This window comes from Dyella sp. 01L423, assembly GCF_056399945.1.
Window position 1 is genome coordinate 1174544 of sequence record NZ_JBFTSI010000001.1, and the last position, 18383, is coordinate 1192926.

Genomic DNA, 18383 nt, shown 5'->3' on the forward strand with positions numbered 1-18383 from the left:
CAGGCTTTCAAACCATGTGCGGAATCATCGGCATCGTCGGCACCAGTGAGGTCGCCGCGTCACTTTATGACGGTTTGACCGTGTTGCAGCACCGTGGCCAGGACGCCGCCGGCATTGCCACGGTCGATGGCGCGCGACTGCGCCTGCACAAGGGCAACGGCTTGGTGCGCGACGTGTTCAACCAGACCTCGATGAGCGGCCTGCGTGGCCGCATCGGCATCGGTCATTGCCGCTATCCCACGGCCGGTTCCGAAGGCTCGGCCGAGGCGCAGCCGTTCTACGTGAACTCGCCTTACGGCATCGCGTTCGCGCACAACGGCAACCTGGTCAACACCGAGCAGCTGCGTCGCGAGATGTTCGAAGACGACCGCCGCCACATCAACACCGATTCCGATTCCGAAGTGCTGCTCAACGTGCTGGCGCACGAGCTGCAGATCCAGGATCGCATGGCGCTCACGCCCGACCACATCTTCAAGGCCGTGGCTGGCGTGCATCAGCGCGCGGCTGGCGGCTATGCGTGCATCGCGCTGGTGCTGGGCTACGGCCTGCTGGCGTTCCGCGATCCCAACGGCATCCGTCCGCTGGTGCTGGGCGAGCGCGTGACGCCGGAAGGCCGCGAATACGCCGTGGCGTCCGAGTCGGTGGCGCTGGATATCCTCGGCTTCAAGCGTCTGCGCGACCTGGACCCGGGTGAAGCCGTCATCATCACCGACGATGGCCAGCTGCATGCGCGCCATTGCTCCGAGGGCGCCACCCATGCGCCGTGCATCTTCGAATACGTCTATCTCGCCCGTCCGGACTCGATGATCGAGAACGTGTCGGTGTACAAGGCGCGCCTGCGCATGGGCCAGAAGCTGGCCGAGAAGATCCTGCGCGAGCGCCCGGACCACGGCATCGAAGCGGTGATCCCGATCCCCGACACGGCCCGCACCGCCGCATCCGCGCTGGCGGAAGCGCTGGGCGTGCCGTTCCGCGAGGGCTTCGTCAAGAATCGCTACATCGGCCGCACCTTCATCATGCCGGGGCAGGGCGAGCGCGTGAAATCCGTGCGCCGCAAGCTCAATCCGGTCGAGCTGGAATTCCGCAAGAAGAACGTGCTGCTGGTGGACGACTCCATCGTGCGCGGCACTACTTCGCGCCAGATCATCCAGATGGCCCGCGAGGCCGGTGCGCGCAACGTGTACTTCGCTTCCGCCGCGCCGCCGGTGCGCTACCCGAACGTGTATGGCATCGACATGCCCGCCGCGTCCGAGCTGGTGGCCTCGGGCCATTCCGAGAAGGAAGTGGAGAAGGTGCTCGGCGCCGACTGGCTGATCTACCAGGACCTGAAGGACCTGGTGTGGGCAGTGCAGGACGGCAACGAGAACCTGAAGCACTTCGACACCTCGTGCTTCTCCGGCGAATACGTGACCGGCCTGGACAAGCAGTACCTGCAGCAGATCGAAATGCTGCGCTCGGACGACGCCAAGGCGGCTCGCCGCAGCGCCTAAGAGCTACCTCTACCTCACACCTGTGGGAGCGCACCCTGTGCGCGACTGCCTCGACGCAACGTGTCGCATGTCGCGCACAGGGTGCGCTCCCACAGTAGAGTCGCTGCGATGACCGACCTCCACGCCGCCGCCAAGCGCTGCCTCGACGCCACCGATCCGGCGGAAAAGCTGCGCCTCACCCACGCCACCTGGGAAGCGCTCCTCGCCGGTGAATTGCGTCCCGACGACGCCTCGCCCGCGCCCGAGCAGATCGGCGCACCGGGTCGCCCCGAATTGCCCCGCCTGGTACCGCAGCGACAGGTGCCTCATCGCGGCCTCGGTTCCGCCGAAGGTCGTGCCGCGCTGGTCCACGCCGTGGCGCACATTGAATTCAACGCGATCAACCTCGCCTGGGATGCGGTCTACCGCTTCCGCGGCAAGCCGCAGGCCTACTACCGCGACTGGGCCAGCTGCGCGAACGACGAGGCACGCCACTTCACCCTGTTGTCAGGCCGGCTGGCCGAACTCGGTCACGCCTACGGCGACTTCGATGCGCACAACGGCCTGTGGGAAATGGCCGAGAAAACCGCCCATCACGACACCGCGCGCATGGCGCTGGTGCCGCGTGTGCTGGAGGCCCGCGGCCTGGACGTGACGCCGGGCATGATCGAGCGCCTGCGCTCGTTGGGTGACGAGCGCACAGTGGCCGTGCTTGAGGTGATCTTGCGTGAAGAGGTGGCGCACGTAGCGGCGGGCACACGCTGGTTCCGGCATTGCTGCGAACGCGATGGGCTGGAGCCGCGCGAGACCTTCCTCGATCTGCTGCGCGATTATATGGGTGCCACCCTGCGCGGCCCGTTCAACCGGCCGGCGCGGCTCGAAGCGGGTTTCGATGAGGAAGAACTCGATCGCCTGACCGCACTCGCATCGCAAGTCTGAGCGACCTGTTGGTGCGCTGAGCGTCGATCTGCGCACGCCGGCGCCTTGCGCCTTGGCGCGAAGGCATCCTTCAACGCGTGTTGCCCCCGCACCGAACGGACATAGCTCTACTTGGCCGTCACGAACGCCTCAAATGACGGTACCAGCAAGCGACTGCCGTAACCGCTCAAGTGATCGCCGTCAAAGAACAGCGGCTTGTCTTGGCGGTACTCGCTGCAGGTCGCAGCGGGAGGGCACAAGATCGGGAAAGGATCCCAGATGGAGACGTGATCATTGGTCGCCGCTATTTGCGCCAGCGCGTCGATGACGGGTCTGCGATAGGCCACAGCTTCAGCGCGATCGACCTCGGAACCTGGCTTACAAATGGGGTTGGTCCGATTGTAATTCTCCGCACATCGGAACGTCGGCGACCTGAAAATCGGTTTGGGAGCCTCGAATACAACGCGAACACCCAGATCCGTAAATTTCCGGACAGCGGCGGTTCCTTCGATGACTGCCTTTTCTCTGCCGGCTACCGCTTGGGCACCGAAGATCCTGTTCTTGACATCCTCGTCAGTGAATTGAGCCCACTGATCGACGAACCGGGGCAGGCGAAGCGAGGGGAGAAACACGACGTCTCCGGCGCGGACCTTGCCAAGCAAGTCGGCAAGTGAGGCCTGCGTGTTCGCTTTGCAGTCTCCATCGTCTTCGCGCCCAGGTTGCAGGCTCAGAAAAGGACACCCGCCGTTCTGATAGATGACCACCGGGGCGCCCGTTTCCATGGCATAGCTGCTGTATAGGGCGACGTAGCCGATGGCGTGGGAATCACCCAGGGCAAATACCCGCGGCCCGGTCACGGGGGCTTCGCAGTTCTTTCGGACAAAGCTCAAGTAGAAGCCGGTGCCAATCGGAGTCATGGTCGGCTTTACGACACAACCAGGGTGCTGTGCGCTGGTGGTGAGCCCGACGGGATACCAATCCGAGGCATGGCGCGCGACCGTGCTGAGGGAAATCTTGGGCTGCTTGGCCTCAAGTTTGGACGCAGCCTTGCAGCCCACTGCAATCAGCGCGATTCCCGCAAAAACGACGACGGCTTGTTTCAGCCTGCGTGCTGCCCGGCGCGGTGGTACCTCGACCCAGTAATACGATGCGATGGACAGGATCGCCACGATCAGAAGCGCAGCAAGGATATGCGCTGGGCGTTCCAGTCCAGTCGTCCATCGAAAAAGCACAAATACCGGCCAATGCCACAGATAAAGCGAGTAGGAAATTTTTCCTATGAAGCGGGGCAGGGGGCGCGTCAGAAGAACCGCGGCGATGCCACCCGGCCGGCCATGAAGAAAGCCTAGTACGGCCGCCGTGGCCACCACAGGCAAGATGCAGGTCGGAAAGGGTGCGTGCTCGGATTTGGCCGTGACCAATCCTATGAGTAGCGCAATCGCTGCCAGGTCTCCCGACACGGCAAACCAGCGACGCGGTTCGCTCGCCTTTGTAAAGGAATGGCCGCGCAGCGACATAAACTGGAAAAGAAGCACGCCAACGCCCAGCTCCCAGAAGCGTCCCCAAGTCAGATAGAACGCCTTGGTTTCGTTGACCTGGGCCAGCCAGATCGCGCAGATGAAAGAGGCGATCAGCGCAAGGGCGAAAAGCGCGGTGGAAACGCGTTTGCGCTGGTAGATCCATGCGACAAAAAGGATGGGGAAAACCAGGTAGAACTGCTCTTCGACAGCTAGGGACCAAGTGTGCGTAAAAGGATTGAATTCAGCGATCGGCGAGAAGTATCCGGTGCCCTGCGCCAGTACGAAGTTCGACAGGCCGAAAAAAGCGTAGAAGCCTGTTTCCTGGTTCGAGCGGGAAAGCCAGGCGTCGGGTATGAGCAGGGCCAAGGCCGCTGACGTGGCCACCAAGCACACCACCAGTGCAGGCGTGATGCGAGCCAGTCGCCGTGAGTAGAAATAGAGGAAAAACTTCGGAAGGCTGAGTCGCTCAATCGTTCCAACGGATCCAGCCACTACAAAGCCGGAAATGACGAAAAAAACATCGACGCCGGCAAAACCCCCAGGAAGCCAGTGCGGATTCAAGTGGTAGACGATGACCGACAGCACGGCCATGGCCCTGAGCCCGTCGATGTAGGGAGCGTAGAGAACCTTATTACTCATGCGCAGGATGCCGGTGATAAGGCGCGGATCTTAGCGCATGCGTCCGTAGCCCCCTCCCGAGGTGAGCGGCGGCGGAGGGGCGACGACCGGCAATTGTGCGGCATGCCGATGGGGCATCGAGCGTGTGGCAATCGAATGCCATTTGGATGGAGAGCACGCCTGCGGTGACCCGGCGCGAGATGGCTCGCGTTTGGCCGCGCGAGTTCCGGGATCGTGGCGCCAATTCCTCCTGCGGGCGCTGGATACTGCCTTGGCCGTTGCGAAACGGCCCCAGCGCATCGCCCAATAAAAAAGCCGCCCTGCTRGGCGGCTTTTCTACCCTTGAAATTCAAGGTTTTAACTTGGTCGGGGTGACATGATTCGAACATGCGACTTCTACGTCCCGAACGTAGCGCTCTACCAGGCTGAGCTACACCCCGTGGGAGCCGCGTATCTTAATGACACCTCGGAGGCTTGGCAACAGTTGCGGGGGAAATTTTCTTCACAAACGTCGGTCGGCGCGTCGCAGGGCGTTTGAGCAGGGTCTTGGGGCGGCCTTCTGCTAATCTATACGGCTCTGTCGGACAGGTTGCCAACCGGCGTTGGCCGACGTTTTTCACACCGCTAAGCAGAGGACTTCATGGCGCTTACCCAGGCCCGCACCATGCCCGGCGTGCTCGAGCTGCTGCCGCTCGACCAGATCGCGTTCCAGCGCATGCTCGACGTGATCCGCCGCAACTATGAGCGCTTCGGTTTTCTGCCGGTGGAAACGCCGGTGATGGAATTCTCCGACGTGCTGCTCACCAAGACGGGCGGTGAGACCGAGCGCCAGGTCTATTTCGTGCAGTCCACCGGCGCCTTGAACAACGCCGACAAGGGTGAAGGCGTGCCCGAGCTGGCGCTGCGCTTCGACCTCACCGTGCCGCTGGCCCGCTACGTGGCCGAGCACGAGCACGATCTGTCGTTCCCGTTCCGCCGCTACCAGATGCAGCGCGTCTACCGTGGCGAGCGCGCCCAGCGCGGCCGCTTCCGCGAGTTCTACCAGTGCGACATCGACGTGATCGGCAAGGACAGCCTGTCGGTGCGTTACGACGCTGAGCTGCCCGCGGTGATCTACAGTGTGTTCCGCGAACTGAACGTCGGCGCGTTCACCATCCAGCTCAACAACCGCAAGCTGATGCGCGGCTTTTTCGAGAGCCTGGGCGTGGTGGATGGCGAGCAGCAGACCCTGGTGCTGCGCGAAGTGGACAAGCTCGACAAGCGCGGCGCCGATTACGTACGCGACACGCTGATCGCCGAGCCGTTCGGACTGAGTGCCGAGACGGCGCAAAAGATCCTCGACTTCGTGCAGGTGCGTTCCACCTCGCTGCAGGACGCGCTCGACAAGCTCGACGCGCTCGGCGCCGGTCCCGAAACGATGGAGCAGGGGCGCGCCGAACTGAAGGAAGTGCTGCAGCTGATCAACGCCTTCGGTGTGCCGGAATCGCATTACGCCTTGAATTTGTCGATTGCGCGCGGCCTGGACTACTACACCGGCACCGTCTACGAGACGACGCTCAACGATCATCCGCAGATCGGTTCGGTCTGCTCCGGTGGTCGCTATGAAAACCTCGCCGGTCAGTACACTAAGTCGCATCTGCCGGGCGTGGGCATTTCCATCGGTCTCACCCGCCTGTATTGGCAGCTTCGCGATGCCGGGCTGATCGGCACCGCGCGCAGCACGGTCGACGTGCTGGTGACCCAGATGGACCCGGCGCAGCTGCCGGCCTATCTGGCCGTAGCCAGCGAATTGCGTGGCGCGGGCATCGCCACCGAAGTGGTGCTCGATGGCGGCAAGCTCGGCAAGCAGTTCAAGTACGCCGACCGCGCGGGCATCCGCTTCGTGATCGTGCTGGGTGAGGACGAGCTGGCCAAGGGTGTGGTGACCGTGAAGGACCTGCGCCGCGAGGACCAGTTCGAAGTGTCGCGCGCCGATTTGATCAAGACGCTGCGTGTGGAACTGGCTCAGGCCGAAATCGGCGCCTGAGCGCGGCTCGCACCATCATCCGCCGCTGCAACCGTGAGGCGCGGCGGCTGCAACACACAACCCAATCCGAGATGGCCCGTCCGGGCTGGAGCCAAGCATGACCGCAAAGACGATACTCCTGGACGGCAACAGCCTTACCCGCGATCAACTGGTGGCAGTGGCCCGCCAGGGTCTGCGCGTGGAGCTCGATGACGCCCAGCTCAAGCGCGTGCAGCGCGCGGCCGATTTCCTTGCCGACAAGGTGAGCTGTGGCGAACCCACCTATGGCGTCACCACCGGTTTCGGCAGCAATGCCGACAAACTGCTGGGCGCGCATCGCCTGCGTGATGAACTGCCGGGCGGCAACCCGGACAAGCCCGAAGGCACGCTGCTGGAAGAACTGCAGCACAACCTGATCACCACGCATGCGGTGTGCGTCGGTAAGCCCTTCGCGCCGGAAGTCGTGCGCGCGATGCTGGTGATCCGCATCAACACGCTGATGCGCGGCCATTCGGGCATCCGCGTGGAAACACTCAAGGCACTCACCGCGATGCTCAACGCCGGCGTGGTGCCGGTGGTGCCGGAGAAGGGTTCGGTGGGCGCCAGTGGCGACCTGGCGCCGCTGTCGCACCTGGCCATCGTGCTGCTGGGCGGTGGCGAAGCGTTCTATCAGGGCGAGCGACTGGATGGTGCACAAGCGCTCAAGCGCGCTGGGCTCATGCCGATCCGCCTGTCCTTCAAGGAAGGCCTGGCGCTGAACAACGGCACGGCGCAGATGCTGGCGACCGCGGCGCTCGCGCTGGATGAGCTCGAACATCTACTGGAGCTCGCCGATCTTGCGGCTGCGATGACGCTCGATGCCTTTGCCGGCCGCAGCGGCGCCTTGCGTCCGGAAGTGCATGCGCTGCGTCCGCATCCGGGTCAGGTCGACGCCGCCGCCCACGTGCGCGAGCTGCTCACCGGCAGCACCCTGGTCGACATTCCCTATCACCTGGTGCCGCGCTTCAAGCAGTGGTCGGCCGAGGCGTGGACCGATCCCGCCGATCAGGCACTCACGTTCGATATCGGCTGGGATTGGGTGCCAGCCAACCAGCGCCATGGTCGCGAAGCGTTCTACGCGCGCTTCTTGCCGTTCAAGGGCGGCAAGAAGCACCAGCCGCAGGACGCCTACTGCCTGCGTTGCATGCCGCAGGTGCACGGCGCCGTGCGCGATGCCTGGGCGCAGGCCTGCCGCGTGATCGACGTGGAACTGAACTCGGTCACCGACAACCCGCTGATCTTCCCCGATGCGGAAGACGCACAATTCATCGAAGATCAGGTGATCTCTGCCGGCCACTTCCACGGCATGCCTCTGGCCTTGGCCATGAGCTACGTGAAGGCAGCGATTCCGGTGCTCGCGTCGATCTCCGAGCGTCGTCTCAACAAGCTGGTCGATCCGGCCACCAACGATGGTCTGCCGGCGTTTCTTACCGGCAACGAGGACGGCACCGATTCCGGCTTCATGATCGTGCAGTACACCGCCGCCGCGCTGGTGAACGATCTGGCCACGCGTGCGCATCCGGCCAGCGTGTACTCCGTACCGACCAGTGCGAACGCGGAAGATCACGTGTCGATGGGCGCCAACGAAGCGCGTCACGTGCTGGAGATGATGGAAGATCTCGGCTACGTGCTGGCGATGGAGCTGTACACCGCCGCACAGGCGCTGGACTTCCGCCAGGCCATGCTCAACGCCGCGCGCCGGCTTGCCTCGCGTGGCGACTGGCAGGCCTTGGCCGGCAAGGTGGCCAATGCACCGCGCGAAGACCACGCGCATTACGCGCAGTTCGTGGAAGAGGTGCAGCAGCTCACCGCGGCGCTGACCAACGTGGGCGATTTCCATGCGGGCTCGGCCGTGCGCAAGGCTCACGATGCCTTGCGTCAGCGCATCGATTTCATGCCGCGCGACCGGGCGATGGATGGGGATGTGCGGACGATTTGCGAGCTGGTGCGGCAGCGGGTGTTTGCGAAATAAGTGCGCAGAGAAGGGTCGCTCAGGCGGCCCTTTTCTTTGGTGGCTTTGGGCGGGTTGGGTCGCGCACAGGGTGCGCTTCCACAGGGCTAGCCGAACCTCTGTGGGAGCGCACCCTGTGCGCGACTCAATCCAGCGACGAGCTCACCCGCCACAATTGCCGCGCCACCCACGCAAGCCACAGCAGTATCAGCACGATCAGCGCCTTCTGCGTGAGCCCCGGCGGCAAGCCCTTCCACAACGCCAACACCCACATCTGCACAAACGCCAGCCACGCCAGCGCAACGCCGATATATCGACCACTCTGCAAGCGCGGGTCACGCAGCCAGCGCGTCGACAGCACCAGCATGGCGACCACGAGACAGAGAAAGGTGGCTTGCGCCGCCTCGCCATGGATCAGGCGCGCGAGGTCTTCCCTGGGCGTGTGCTCGTACAACACCGTCCAAGCGACCACGGGCAAGGCGAGGGCGGCGGCTAGCAAGAGGGCGCTTGCGAGCCCGCTACGCAAGCTGGCGCGGGTGACTCGATAACTCGACCACGCAAGGCACGACAGCGCACTCGCCATCAGATAGTACGCGCCACGCAGCCAGCCACCGCCCGCGCCGCGCAGATACGCGCTCAGTGGCATGGCAATCGGATCGAGATCCGTGCGCGACACTTGCAGCACGCCCGCCGTCAACGCGAACGCGAACACAACGAAAGCCATCCATCCGGCCGCTATCGCCAGTGGTGCGTTTCGTTGTGAAGTGATCATGCGGTTCCTTTAGTCAGCGACGGGAGCCGGCGCCCGATGATGATGATCGCTCAAAGGCACTTCCGGCAGCAGCAGGATGAGCACGAAGGCGCACGCCACGATGCACGCCCCCACAGTGAAGGTGGACGCGATCGCATGGCGGTACATCTGCACCGCAGCATCCGTTACCTGAGGCAACGCATGGCTCGCCATGCCGCCGCCCTCGGGCGACATGCTCACGGCCGGCACGGCTGCGCTGCCGTGGCTGCGCAGCTGCCAGGCGAGGATCGCGCCCGAGCCAGCCACGCCGACCAGGCCGCCCAGCGAACGGAAGAAAGTGAGCGTGGCTGTGCCCACGCCGCGATGAATCGGCGCCAGGGCACTTTGCACGGCAATTGTCACGTTCGGCATCACCAGGCCCAGGCCAAGGCCGAGCGCGAAGATGGCCGGCTCGATGATGCCCAGGCTTTGCGCGGTGGCCGCGCTCCACGCCAGCACGCCAAAGGCCAGCGTCGCCAGCGCAAGGCCTGCTACTACCGTTGGCTTGTAGCGTCCAGCGCGCATCAGTACACGTCCATTGAACAGCGACGACAACGCGATGCCTATCATCATCGGCCCAGTCAGCAGGCCGGAGGTCGCCGGACTCACACCCATCACCAGCTGGAAGAACAGCGGGAAAAACAGACTCGCGCCCATCAGGCCCATGAAGGTCAACGCCATCACCAGGCTGGCGATCACGAACAGGCGATTGTGGAACAGGTCCAGCGGCAACACTGGCTCGGGTTCGTGCTTCACGTGCCGCACGAACATCACGCCCGTGGCCAGCGCGAATGCGCTGAGCGCCACGATCGGCGGCGACGTCCACGGCCACTGGCCGCCGCCCAGCGGCAGCACCAGCAGCAGCGCCACGGTGCAACCCGTCATCAGTACGGAACCCAGATAGTCGATGCGTCGCGCATGCAGCGGCGTGTATTGCCTCAGTGTGCGGCTGATGATCACGAACGCCACCGCGCCCACCGGCAGGTTGACGAAAAAGATCCAATGCCAGGACAGCAGATCGGTGATGACGCCGCCCAGCACCGGGCCAACCACGCTGCACAGCGCGAAGATGCCGGCCACTACGCCCTGTCGTTTGCCGCGTTGCGTGGGCGGCACCATGTCGCCAATGATGATCTGCGCCAACGGCAGCAGGCCTCCCGCGCCGATGCCCTGGATGGCGCGGAACACGATCAGTTCGAGCAAGTTGCTCGCGACGCCGCATAGTACGGAGCCGAGCAGGAACATGAAGATGGCGAAGTAGAGCACCGGCTTGCGGCCGTACTGGTCGCTCAACTTGCCGTAAAGCGGCATGGTGGCCGTGGAAGCGAGGATGTACGACGTCACCACCCACGACAGATGGCTCATGCCTCCCAGATCGCTCACGATGCGGGGAAGGGCGGTGGCGACAATGCTTTGATCGATCGCACCCAGCGCCAGCACGATCACCAGGCCGGCAAAGACGCGGCTGATCTCGTGCTCCGTGGCGGGATGGATGGCTTCCGTGGATGCCTCGAGGGTGGCGCTGGGAGTGCTCATGCGTCGATGTCGTTCAATTCGATGTCGTTCAAGGCGGGAAGGGCGGCCCAAAGCGCAGCGCGCGACGAGGGCGGGAGCTGCAGCAGCGCCTTGGTGAGCTGGTCGGTGCGGCGCCGGCGCTTGGCCTCGATGACGGCACGTCCATGGGCGGTTGCCACCAGGCCCACGCGTCGTCGGTCGCCCTCGGCCGGGTCGGTGCGTTTCACCAGCCCGGCGGCCACCATGCTGTTGATATGCCCGGTCATGGTGGGGCTGCGCAGGCCTTCCAACTGGGCGAGTTCGCCCACGCCGATGCCCGGGTTCTCCAGCACGTGGAGCAGCAGGGGGAGCTGTACCAGCGAGATGTCCTGGTGGTCCGAGTGGCGGCGCAGCTGGCGAAACAGCCGGCGCAGTGCCGGTCGCAACTGCTCGGCCAGTTCGCGGGCATCGCCTTCGGTGGGTAGCTTCTGGCTCATGAGGGGCTGGTCAGGTAAATAGATAGGCTACCTATCTAATTTAGCCCAGATCGGGTCGGTTGGCGAGTGCTGTGGTCAGGGCAGGGGTGCGCCCCAGGCAGCAACAGGCGGCAAACAACTTGCCTTGATCGGGGCCTGAGCAATCGAATCACGGTGCTGGCCCGCAAGATCTTGCTGGCCGCAGGGCAAGCCAGGGCCCTGTTTATGGCCGTCGCCGCGCGGGGTTGCCTCGGCCGTCCGACGCACGTATTATCCATTCCACTGTATTAACGCATTAGTACATTATGAAGCGCCGATCGATCGATCCCGAGCTGCCCGCCGAGTCTGCCGAGTTGAGTCTGTGCGAGGCATTGCTGTCGCTGAAGAACGCCGAGGAGATGTCGGCCTTCCTGCACGACTTGTGTACCCCCGCCGAGCTTGAAGTGATGGTGGACCGCTGGCGCGTCGTGCCTTATCTGCTTGACGAAGTGTCGTATCGCGAGATCCACGAACGCACGGCGGTGAGCATCACCACCATCGGGCGCGTCGCGCGCTACCTCAACCAGGGCAGTGGCGGCTATCTCGCCGCGGCGGCCCGCGCCGCGCGCCGCCGTGCAGCGACGAAGAAGGCAAAGGCATGAAACCGCGCGACCGACTGCGCATCGCGATGCAGAAATCCGGCCGTCTTACCGAGCCGGCGCTGGAATTGCTCAATCGCTGCGGGCTCACGTTTCGCCAGAGCCGCGACAAGCTGTTCTGCTTTGGCGAAGGCGAACCTGTCGACCTGTTGCTGGTGCGAGACGACGATATTCCCGGCCTGATTGCGCAGGGAGTGTGCGATTTAGGCATTGTGGGCCGCAACGTGCTCAGCGAATACCGCTTCACCGGCGGCCTGGACGGCCCGGCGCTGGCCGAATGGCGGCCGCTGGGCTTCGGACGTTGCCGCCTCTCGGTAGCAGTGCCGCAGGATCTCGATTATCGCGATGCCTCGCAGCTGCAGGGCAAGCGCATCGCCACGTCGTACCCGGGCCTGCTGGGCGAATGGCTGCGCGAGCGCGGCATCGATGCCGGCGTGGTGACGCTGGCCGGTTCGGTGGAGATTGCGCCCCGCCTTGGCACGGCCGATGCCATCTGCGACCTCGTACAGAGCGGCGGCACCCTGGTCGCCAATCAGTTGCGCGAAGCGGACGTGCTGTTGGAGAGCGAGGCCGTGCTGGCCGGCCCGCAGGTGCTGCCCACGGACGAGCGCGGCGACATGATCGAGCTGCTGCTCAAGCGCCTCGATGGCGTCATCCAGGTACGCGAGTCACGCCTGCTTTTGCTGCAGACCTCCCGTGGCGCGCTGGACGCCGTGATTCGGCTCTTGCCGGGCGGTCCCCAGCCGACCCTGCTGCCGGTGGCGGGGCAGCCGGATCAACTCATGTTGCAGGCGTTGTGTGCCGGCGAGGTCAGCTGGCGCCAGCTGGAAGAGATCAAGAAGGCCGGTGCGCGCGAAATGTTCGTGCTGCCGGTCGAGAAGATGCTTGCGTGATGCAGGCGCAATGAACGAGCCGAACGTATGAACCGCCTAGATTGGAATGCCTTGGATACGCAGGCGCAGCGCGCAGCGCTGTCGCGACCGGCGCAGTCGCGCGCCGAGAGTTTGCGCACTGGCGTGGAGCAGATCGTCGCCCGTGTGCGCGCGGACGGCGATCTCGCGTTGCGCGAACTCACCGCCAAGCTTGACCGCTGCGAGCTGCACGCCATCGAGGTCACTGCGCAGGAATGGCGCGAGGCAGAAGCTCGGCTGGCGCCGGCACTCAAGGCCGCCATCGAGGAAGCCGCGTCGCGCATCGACGCCTTTCATCGCGCAGCCGCACCGCAACCGGTGGCACTGGAAACTGCCAGTGGGGTCCGGGTGGAACGCATGCTGCGGCCGGTTGGTCGCGTGGGCTTGTATGTGCCCGCCGGTAGCGCGCCGCTGCCGTCCACCGCGTTGATGCTCGGCGTGCCCGCGCGCATTGCCGGTTGCCCAGAAGTGGTGCTGTGTTCGCCCGCGCGTCCCGACGGTCGTTGCGATGACGCGGTGCTATTCGCCGCGCGCATCACCGGCGTGCACCGCGTGTTCAAGCTCGGCGGTGCACAGGCGATCGCCGCCATGGCGTATGGCACCGAGTCCGTGCCCAAGTGCGACAAGCTGTTTGGTCCGGGCAATGCCTGGGTGACCGAGGCGAAGCTGCAGGTATCGGGTGATCCCGAGGGCGCGGCCATCGATATGCCAGCCGGTCCGTCCGAAGTGCTGGTGATCGCCGACGAGCATGCCAACGCCGCCTTTGTTGCCGCCGATCTGTTGTCCCAGGCCGAGCATGGGCCGGATTCGCAGGTGATCCTGCTCAGCCCGTCGTCGTCGCTGCTGGATGCGGTTGAGGCGGAAGTGGCCAGCCAGTGCGCGGCCTTGCCACGCGCCGAGATCGCCGAAAAGGCGCTGGCGCAGAGTCGCCTGATCGCCGTGTCATCACTGGCGCAGGCGGTGCAGGTGAGCAACCGATACGCGCCCGAACACTTGATCCTCCAGGTCAACGAGCCGCGCGCCTTGCTCGATGCCGTGCAAAGCGCAGGCTCGGTATTCCTTGGCGCGTGGACGCCCGAATCCGTGGGCGACTATTGCAGCGGCAGTAACCACGTGTTGCCGACCTATGGCTATGCGCGCAGTTACAGCGGTGTCTCCGTGGCGAGCTACCAGAAGCAGATCACCGTGCAGGAGTTGTCGCCGGAGGGCCTGCGCACGATTGGTCCATGCACGGCCACGCTGGCGGCCGCGGAGCAACTGGAAGCGCATCGTCGTGCCGTGACGTTGCGTCTCGCCGCGCTGGAGGATGCGGCATGAGCGTGCTTGACCTGGCACGTCCCGAGATCCGCGCGCTGCAGCCGTATTCGTCGGCGCGCATGGAAGCCAGCGGCGGCAGCGTATTGCTCAATGCGAACGAATCGGCGTGGGCGCCGCCGGGCGACGGCGGTCTGGCCTGCAACCGCTATCCCGATCCGCAGCCAGCCGCCCTGGTGGAAGCGCTGGCGCAACTGTACGGCGTGCGTCCATCGCAGATCATCGTAGGACGTGGCAGCGACGAAGTCATCGACCTGCTGGTGCGCGCGTTCTGCCGCGCCGGTGACGATGCGATCGCAATCCAGCCGCCCACTTTCGGCATGTATGCGGTGAGCGCGCAGATCCAGAACGCCGGCATCGTGGCCGTGCCGTTGCAGCCGGATTTCACGCTGGACGTGGACGCGGTCCTCGGCGCCATCACGCCAGCGGTGAAGCTTGTGTTTGTGTGCACGCCGAACAATCCGACCGGGCAACTGGTGCCCTTGCGCGACGTGACGCGTCTCGCACAGGCACTGACCGATCGCGCGGTGTTGGTAGTGGACGAGGCCTATATCGAATTCTCCGACGCACCCAGCGTAGCGCCGCTGGTGAATCAGTTCGACCATCTCGCCGTGCTGCGCACGCTGTCGAAGGCATGGGCGCTGGCAGGCGCACGCATCGGCAGCCTGGTGGCGAACGAGGACGTGATCGGCTTGCTTCGACGCATCATCGCGCCTTATCCCTTGCCGCGCCCCTGTGTGGCTCTGGCCATGCAAGCCTTGTCTGAAGAAGGTCGGGCTTCCGCGCGTTCGCATATCGCCATCGTGTGCGAACAGCGTGAACGCATGTATCGCGCGCTTGCCGAAATGCCTGGTGTGCGTGAAGTACTGCCTTCGCACGCCAATTTCCTGGCCGTCCGTCACGATGACGCGGCCGCCGCCTATCAGCGCCTGCGGAACGCCGGCATCCTGGTACGCGACATCCACCGCTATCCGCAGCTGGGCGATGCACTGCGCATCTCCATTGGTTTGCCGGAGGAGAACGACCGGGTGCTCGAGGTACTGCAGCAGACAGCTGAGGCAACGGTAGACGGGACAGCTGCAGGACAACGTGCATGAGCCGCAAGATTCTCTTTATCGATCGCGATGGCTGCCTGATCGAGGAGCCGGAAGATTTCCAGATCGACAGCTTTGAAAAATTCGCGCTGCTGCCAGGGGTGATCGCCGCTCTACAGCGTTGCGTGGCCGCCGGTTATGAGCTGGTGATGGTGACCAATCAGGACGGCCTGGGCACCAGCAGTTTTCCCGAAGAGGATTTCATCGGGCCGCATGAATTGCTGATGCGTATCCTAGCCTCGCAAGGCATCAAGATCGGCGAGGTGCTGATCGACCGCAGCTTCCTGCATGAGCGCAAGGACACCCGCAAGCCTGGCATTGGCATGATGCGTCACTATCTGGCGGACGACGGCTGGAGCCGCGCCGCGTCGGCCATGGTGGGCGATCGCGAGACCGACCTGCAGTTTGCCGCCAACATGGGTGTACGCGGCTTCCAGGTGGGCTCCAATGGCCTCGGTTGGGATGAGGTCGCGCACCTGTTGCTCGATGCGCCGCGCCGGGCGACGGTGGAGCGCAACACGCGCGAAACGCGCATCACGGTGAGCGTGAATCTTGACCAGAGCGCGGAGCCGCAAATCCACACCGGCCTGGGCTTCTTCGACCATATGCTGGAACAGATCGGCAAGCATGGCGGCTTCGCCCTGGCGCTGCGCTGCGATGGCGACACGCATATCGATGAGCATCACACCATCGAGGACTGCGCGCTTGCGCTGGGCCAGGCACTACGCCAGGCGCTGGGAGACAAGCGTGGCATTGGCCGCTACGGTTTCGTACTGCCCATGGACGAAGCCCAGGCAAGCGCGGCGCTGGATCTTTCGGGTCGTCCGTATTTCGTCTTCGAAGGCCAGTTCCCGCGTGAGCGCGTGGGAGACATTCCCACCGAGCTGATCCCGCATTTCTTCCGCTCCCTGTGCGAAACGCTGGGGGCCAATCTGCATCTGAGCGTGCAGGGCGAGAATGCGCACCATATGGTCGAAGCCTGCTTCAAAGTGGTGGCGCGCACGCTGCGTCAGGCGATCCGGCGCGAAGGCAGCGAGCTGCCCAGCACCAAGGGAGCGCTGTGATGAGCGTGGTGCTGGTCGATGCCGGCGGCACCAATATCGGCTCGGTGCGCTACGCGCTGCAGCGCCTGGGCGTGGAGGCGGCGCTGACGTCGGATGCCGATGCCATTCGCACTGCCGACAAGGTGATCCTTCCGGGCGTAGGCGCGGCAGGTCCTGGCATGGCGCGTCTGCACGAGCTCGGCCTGGTGGAGCTGATGCGCTCGCTGACCCAGCCGGTGCTGGGCGTGTGCCTGGGCATGCAGTTGCTGTGTGAGCATTCGGAGGAGGGCGATACCGCCTGCCTCGGCGTGATACCCGCGACCGTTCGGCGCTTCACCGAGCAGCCGGGATTGCGCGTGCCGCACATGGGCTGGAACCAGCTGCAATGCCAAGGCGAGCATCCTCTGCTGGATGGTCTGGTTGATGGCGACTGGGCGTACTTCGTGCACAGTTACGCGGTACCCACGGGCGATCACGCCCTGGCGGTTACCGATTTTGGCGGCGACTTCAGCTCGGTCATCGCGCGCGGCAACTTCCATGGCATGCAGTTTCACCCGGAGCGTTCGGCCAAGGTCGGCGCCCGCCTGCTGAAGAACTTTCTCGAACTATGAGTTTTACCGTCATCCCCGCCATTGATTTGCGCGCCGGTCGTGTCGTTCGCCTCAAGCAGGGCGATTACGCGCAGCAGACCACGTATGACTTCGACCCACGCACGCTTGCCCGTGATTACGCCCAGGCCGGCGCCCAATGGTTGCATCTGGTGGATCTGGATGGCGCCCGCGGCGGCAGCCTGGAGAACCTCGCCGTGATCGAATCCATTGCCAGCGACGGCATGCGCATCCAGGCCGGCGGTGGCGTGCGTTCCGAGGCCGACGTGCAGCGACTGTTCGATGCCGGTGTGTCGCGCGTGGTGCTTGGCAGCCTGGCGATCCGCGAGCCGGTGATGGTGGAAGGATGGCTCGCCGCGCGTGGCGTCCAGCGCTTTACCCTCGCCTTGGACACCTTGTATCGCGACGGCGCCTGGCGCCTGCCCAGCGCCGGCTGGACGGAGACCGAATCCAGCACGTTGGACGAACTTGCGCCGTGGTATGCGCAGCGCGGCGCCAAGCATCTGCTGTGCACCGACATCGATCGCGACGGCATGCTCGCGGGCTTCAATCTCGATCTGTATCGCCACCTGGCGACGACGGTGCCTTCGATGGCCGTGCAGGCTTCCGGTGGCGTTCGCTCACTGGACGACATTCGAGCGGCGCGCGACGCGGGCGCTCACGGCGTCATCCTTGGCCGTGCGCTGCTCGAAGGCCGCTTCACCGTGAAGGAGGCGCTTGCATGTTGAGTCGACGCATCATTCCCTGCCTCGATGTACGCGACGGCAAGGTGGTGAAGGGCGTGCGCTTCCGCGACCACGTGGTGATGGGCGAGATCGTCGATCTCGCACTGCGCTATCGCGACGAAGGAGCGGACGAACTGGTGTTCTACGACATCACCGCCAGTCCGGAAGGGCGCGGCGTCGATCACGGCTGGGTCGAGCGCGTCGCCAGCGTCATCGATATTCCGTTCTGCGTGGCGGGCGGCATTCGCAGCGTGGAGGAAGCACGAGCCGTGCTGCATGCGGGCGCGGACAAGATCTCGGTCAACTCGCCCGCACTGGAGCGGCCTGACCTGATCGGCGAGTTGGCCGCAGCGTTCGGCGTGCAGTGCGTGGTGGTCGGCATCGACAGTCTGCGTGATGCGGACGGCGAATGGCATGTGCGTCAGTACACCGGCGATCCCTCGCGCACGCAGGCCTTGCCGCGCCGCACACTGGACTGGATGGTCGAAGCACAGCAGCGCGGCGCCGGCGAGATCGTGCTCAATTGCATGGGCAGTGATGGCGTGCGGCAGGGTTACGACCTGGAGCAACTGGCCGCCGTGCGCAAGTTTTGCCTGGTGCCGCTGATTGCATCGGGCGGCGCCGGCACGGCGGAACATTTTCGCGATGCCTTCCTCACTGCCGATGTCGACGGCGCGTTGGCTGCCAGCGTTTTCCACTCCGGCGCCATCGCCATTCCCGTGCTCAAGCAGTCGCTTGCTGCGTCGGGCGTCGTCGTACGCACGTAATCA

The 18383-nt window shown here is 64.7% G+C and carries 16 protein-coding genes and 1 tRNA gene; 12 read left to right on the top strand and 5 right to left on the bottom strand.

All coding sequences use genetic code 11. From position 1 onward, the window contains the following. Window positions 1–14 precede the first annotated feature (14 nt). Complete coding sequence (purF, locus tag AC1DMY_RS05370; RefSeq protein WP_046971130.1) at window positions 15–1490, top strand: amidophosphoribosyltransferase; 1476 nt, start codon at window positions 15–17, stop codon at window positions 1488–1490. A 108-nt stretch (window positions 1491–1598) separates the two neighbouring features. Then, window positions 1599–2408, top strand: coding sequence for a ferritin-like domain-containing protein (locus AC1DMY_RS05375; RefSeq protein ID WP_477163956.1), 810 nt, complete (start codon window positions 1599–1601; stop codon window positions 2406–2408). A 107-nt stretch (window positions 2409–2515) separates the two neighbouring features. Here the strand turns inward: AC1DMY_RS05375 and AC1DMY_RS05380 are convergent, their stop codons facing one another. Next, entirely contained in the window at window positions 2516–4546 is a 2031-nt protein-coding gene (locus AC1DMY_RS05380) for an acyltransferase family protein (RefSeq protein WP_477163957.1), read from the bottom strand. Window positions 4547–4888: 342 nt separating this feature from the next. Beyond that, window positions 4889–4965: transfer RNA gene (locus AC1DMY_RS05385), tRNA-Pro, on the bottom strand. A gap of 200 nt (window positions 4966–5165) precedes the next feature. Between AC1DMY_RS05385 and hisS the strand changes: the two genes are divergently transcribed. Both hisS and AC1DMY_RS05395 read left to right on the top strand, forming a co-directional pair. Next, window positions 5166–6551, top strand: coding sequence for a histidine--tRNA ligase (gene hisS / locus AC1DMY_RS05390; protein ID WP_477163958.1), 1386 nt, complete (start codon window positions 5166–5168; stop codon window positions 6549–6551). Window positions 6552–6648: 97 nt separating this feature from the next. Continuing rightward, entirely contained in the window at window positions 6649–8541 is a 1893-nt protein-coding gene (locus tag AC1DMY_RS05395; RefSeq protein ID WP_477163959.1) for an HAL/PAL/TAL family ammonia-lyase, read from the top strand. Window positions 8542–8665: 124 nt separating this feature from the next. Here AC1DMY_RS05395 and AC1DMY_RS05400 read toward each other — a convergent pair whose 3' ends face one another. Genes AC1DMY_RS05400 through AC1DMY_RS05410 form a run of 3 tightly spaced genes read right to left on the bottom strand, consistent with a single transcriptional unit; the run spans window position 8666 to window position 11301 of the window. After that, window positions 8666–9292, bottom strand: a complete 627-nt coding sequence (locus AC1DMY_RS05400) for a DUF998 domain-containing protein (protein WP_477163960.1) — start codon at window positions 9290–9292, stop codon at window positions 8666–8668. A 9-nt stretch (window positions 9293–9301) separates the two neighbouring features. Further along, window positions 9302–10846, bottom strand: a complete 1545-nt coding sequence (locus AC1DMY_RS05405) for an MDR family MFS transporter (RefSeq protein ID WP_477163961.1) — start codon at window positions 10844–10846, stop codon at window positions 9302–9304. Further along, the gene (locus AC1DMY_RS05410) at window positions 10843–11301 is read right to left on the bottom strand and encodes a MarR family winged helix-turn-helix transcriptional regulator (RefSeq protein ID WP_477163962.1); all 459 of its coding nucleotides are present in this window, start codon (window positions 11299–11301) and stop codon (window positions 10843–10845) included. Before AC1DMY_RS05410 ends, AC1DMY_RS05405 begins: the two co-directional genes overlap by 4 nt. 284 nt (window positions 11302–11585) lie before the next feature. On the opposite strand from AC1DMY_RS05410, the gene AC1DMY_RS05415 reads away from it, so the two are divergent. From AC1DMY_RS05415 to hisF, 8 genes are read left to right on the top strand one after another with little or no spacing between them, the layout of a single operon-like run. Then, the gene (locus tag AC1DMY_RS05415) at window positions 11586–11921 is read left to right on the top strand and encodes a YerC/YecD family TrpR-related protein (RefSeq protein WP_477163963.1); all 336 of its coding nucleotides are present in this window, start codon (window positions 11586–11588) and stop codon (window positions 11919–11921) included. Continuing rightward, entirely contained in the window at window positions 11918–12811 is an 894-nt protein-coding gene (hisG, locus tag AC1DMY_RS05420; RefSeq protein WP_477163964.1) for an ATP phosphoribosyltransferase, read from the top strand. The genes AC1DMY_RS05415 and hisG overlap by 4 nt, the downstream gene beginning before the upstream one ends. A 27-nt stretch (window positions 12812–12838) precedes the next feature. Continuing rightward, a complete protein-coding gene (gene hisD, locus AC1DMY_RS05425) occupies window positions 12839–14146 on the top strand; it encodes a histidinol dehydrogenase (protein WP_477163965.1) in 1308 nt (435 codons plus the stop codon). Continuing rightward, window positions 14143–15240 (top strand): histidinol-phosphate transaminase, encoded by a 1098-nt coding sequence (gene hisC, locus AC1DMY_RS05430; RefSeq protein WP_477163966.1) that lies wholly within the window; start codon window positions 14143–14145, stop codon window positions 15238–15240. The genes hisD and hisC overlap by 4 nt, the downstream gene beginning before the upstream one ends. After that, window positions 15237–16301, top strand: a complete 1065-nt coding sequence (gene hisB, locus AC1DMY_RS05435) for a bifunctional histidinol-phosphatase/imidazoleglycerol-phosphate dehydratase HisB (protein WP_477163967.1) — start codon at window positions 15237–15239, stop codon at window positions 16299–16301. The genes hisC and hisB overlap by 4 nt, the downstream gene beginning before the upstream one ends. Further along, window positions 16301–16891: an imidazole glycerol phosphate synthase subunit HisH gene (gene hisH, locus AC1DMY_RS05440; protein ID WP_477163968.1), complete on the top strand. Its 591-nt coding sequence runs from the start codon at window positions 16301–16303 to the stop codon at window positions 16889–16891. Before hisB ends, hisH begins: the two co-directional genes overlap by 1 nt. Continuing rightward, window positions 16888–17616 (top strand): 1-(5-phosphoribosyl)-5-[(5-phosphoribosylamino)methylideneamino]imidazole-4-carboxamide isomerase, encoded by a 729-nt coding sequence (hisA, locus tag AC1DMY_RS05445; RefSeq protein WP_477163969.1) that lies wholly within the window; start codon window positions 16888–16890, stop codon window positions 17614–17616. Before hisH ends, hisA begins: the two co-directional genes overlap by 4 nt. After that, on the top strand, window positions 17610–18380 hold the full coding sequence (hisF, locus tag AC1DMY_RS05450) for an imidazole glycerol phosphate synthase subunit HisF (RefSeq protein WP_477163970.1): 771 nt from the start codon (window positions 17610–17612) through the stop codon (window positions 18378–18380). Before hisA ends, hisF begins: the two co-directional genes overlap by 7 nt. Window positions 18381–18383 lie beyond the last annotated feature (3 nt).

What these genes read in the sequence shown, in the direction of transcription:
- purF (WP_046971130.1), top strand. Translation starts at nt 15, where the DNA reads ATGTGCGGAATCATCGGCATCGTCGGCACCAGTGAGGTCGCCGCGTCA.
- AC1DMY_RS05375 (WP_477163956.1), top strand. Translation starts at nt 1,599, where the DNA reads ATGACCGACCTCCACGCCGCCGCCAAGCGCTGCCTCGACGCCACCGAT.
- AC1DMY_RS05380 (WP_477163957.1), bottom strand. Translation starts at nt 4,546, where the DNA reads ATGAGTAATAAGGTTCTCTACGCTCCCTACATCGACGGGCTCAGGGCC.
- hisS (WP_477163958.1), top strand. Translation starts at nt 5,166, where the DNA reads ATGGCGCTTACCCAGGCCCGCACCATGCCCGGCGTGCTCGAGCTGCTG.
- AC1DMY_RS05395 (WP_477163959.1), top strand. Translation starts at nt 6,649, where the DNA reads ATGACCGCAAAGACGATACTCCTGGACGGCAACAGCCTTACCCGCGAT.
- AC1DMY_RS05400 (WP_477163960.1), bottom strand. Translation starts at nt 9,292, where the DNA reads ATGATCACTTCACAACGAAACGCACCACTGGCGATAGCGGCCGGATGG.
- AC1DMY_RS05405 (WP_477163961.1), bottom strand. Translation starts at nt 10,846, where the DNA reads ATGAGCACTCCCAGCGCCACCCTCGAGGCATCCACGGAAGCCATCCAT.
- AC1DMY_RS05410 (WP_477163962.1), bottom strand. Translation starts at nt 11,301, where the DNA reads ATGAGCCAGAAGCTACCCACCGAAGGCGATGCCCGCGAACTGGCCGAG.
- AC1DMY_RS05415 (WP_477163963.1), top strand. Translation starts at nt 11,586, where the DNA reads ATGAAGCGCCGATCGATCGATCCCGAGCTGCCCGCCGAGTCTGCCGAG.
- hisG (WP_477163964.1), top strand. Translation starts at nt 11,918, where the DNA reads ATGAAACCGCGCGACCGACTGCGCATCGCGATGCAGAAATCCGGCCGT.
- hisD (WP_477163965.1), top strand. Translation starts at nt 12,839, where the DNA reads ATGAACCGCCTAGATTGGAATGCCTTGGATACGCAGGCGCAGCGCGCA.
- hisC (WP_477163966.1), top strand. Translation starts at nt 14,143, where the DNA reads ATGAGCGTGCTTGACCTGGCACGTCCCGAGATCCGCGCGCTGCAGCCG.
- hisB (WP_477163967.1), top strand. Translation starts at nt 15,237, where the DNA reads ATGAGCCGCAAGATTCTCTTTATCGATCGCGATGGCTGCCTGATCGAG.
- hisH (WP_477163968.1), top strand. Translation starts at nt 16,301, where the DNA reads ATGAGCGTGGTGCTGGTCGATGCCGGCGGCACCAATATCGGCTCGGTG.
- hisA (WP_477163969.1), top strand. Translation starts at nt 16,888, where the DNA reads ATGAGTTTTACCGTCATCCCCGCCATTGATTTGCGCGCCGGTCGTGTC.
- hisF (WP_477163970.1), top strand. Translation starts at nt 17,610, where the DNA reads ATGTTGAGTCGACGCATCATTCCCTGCCTCGATGTACGCGACGGCAAG.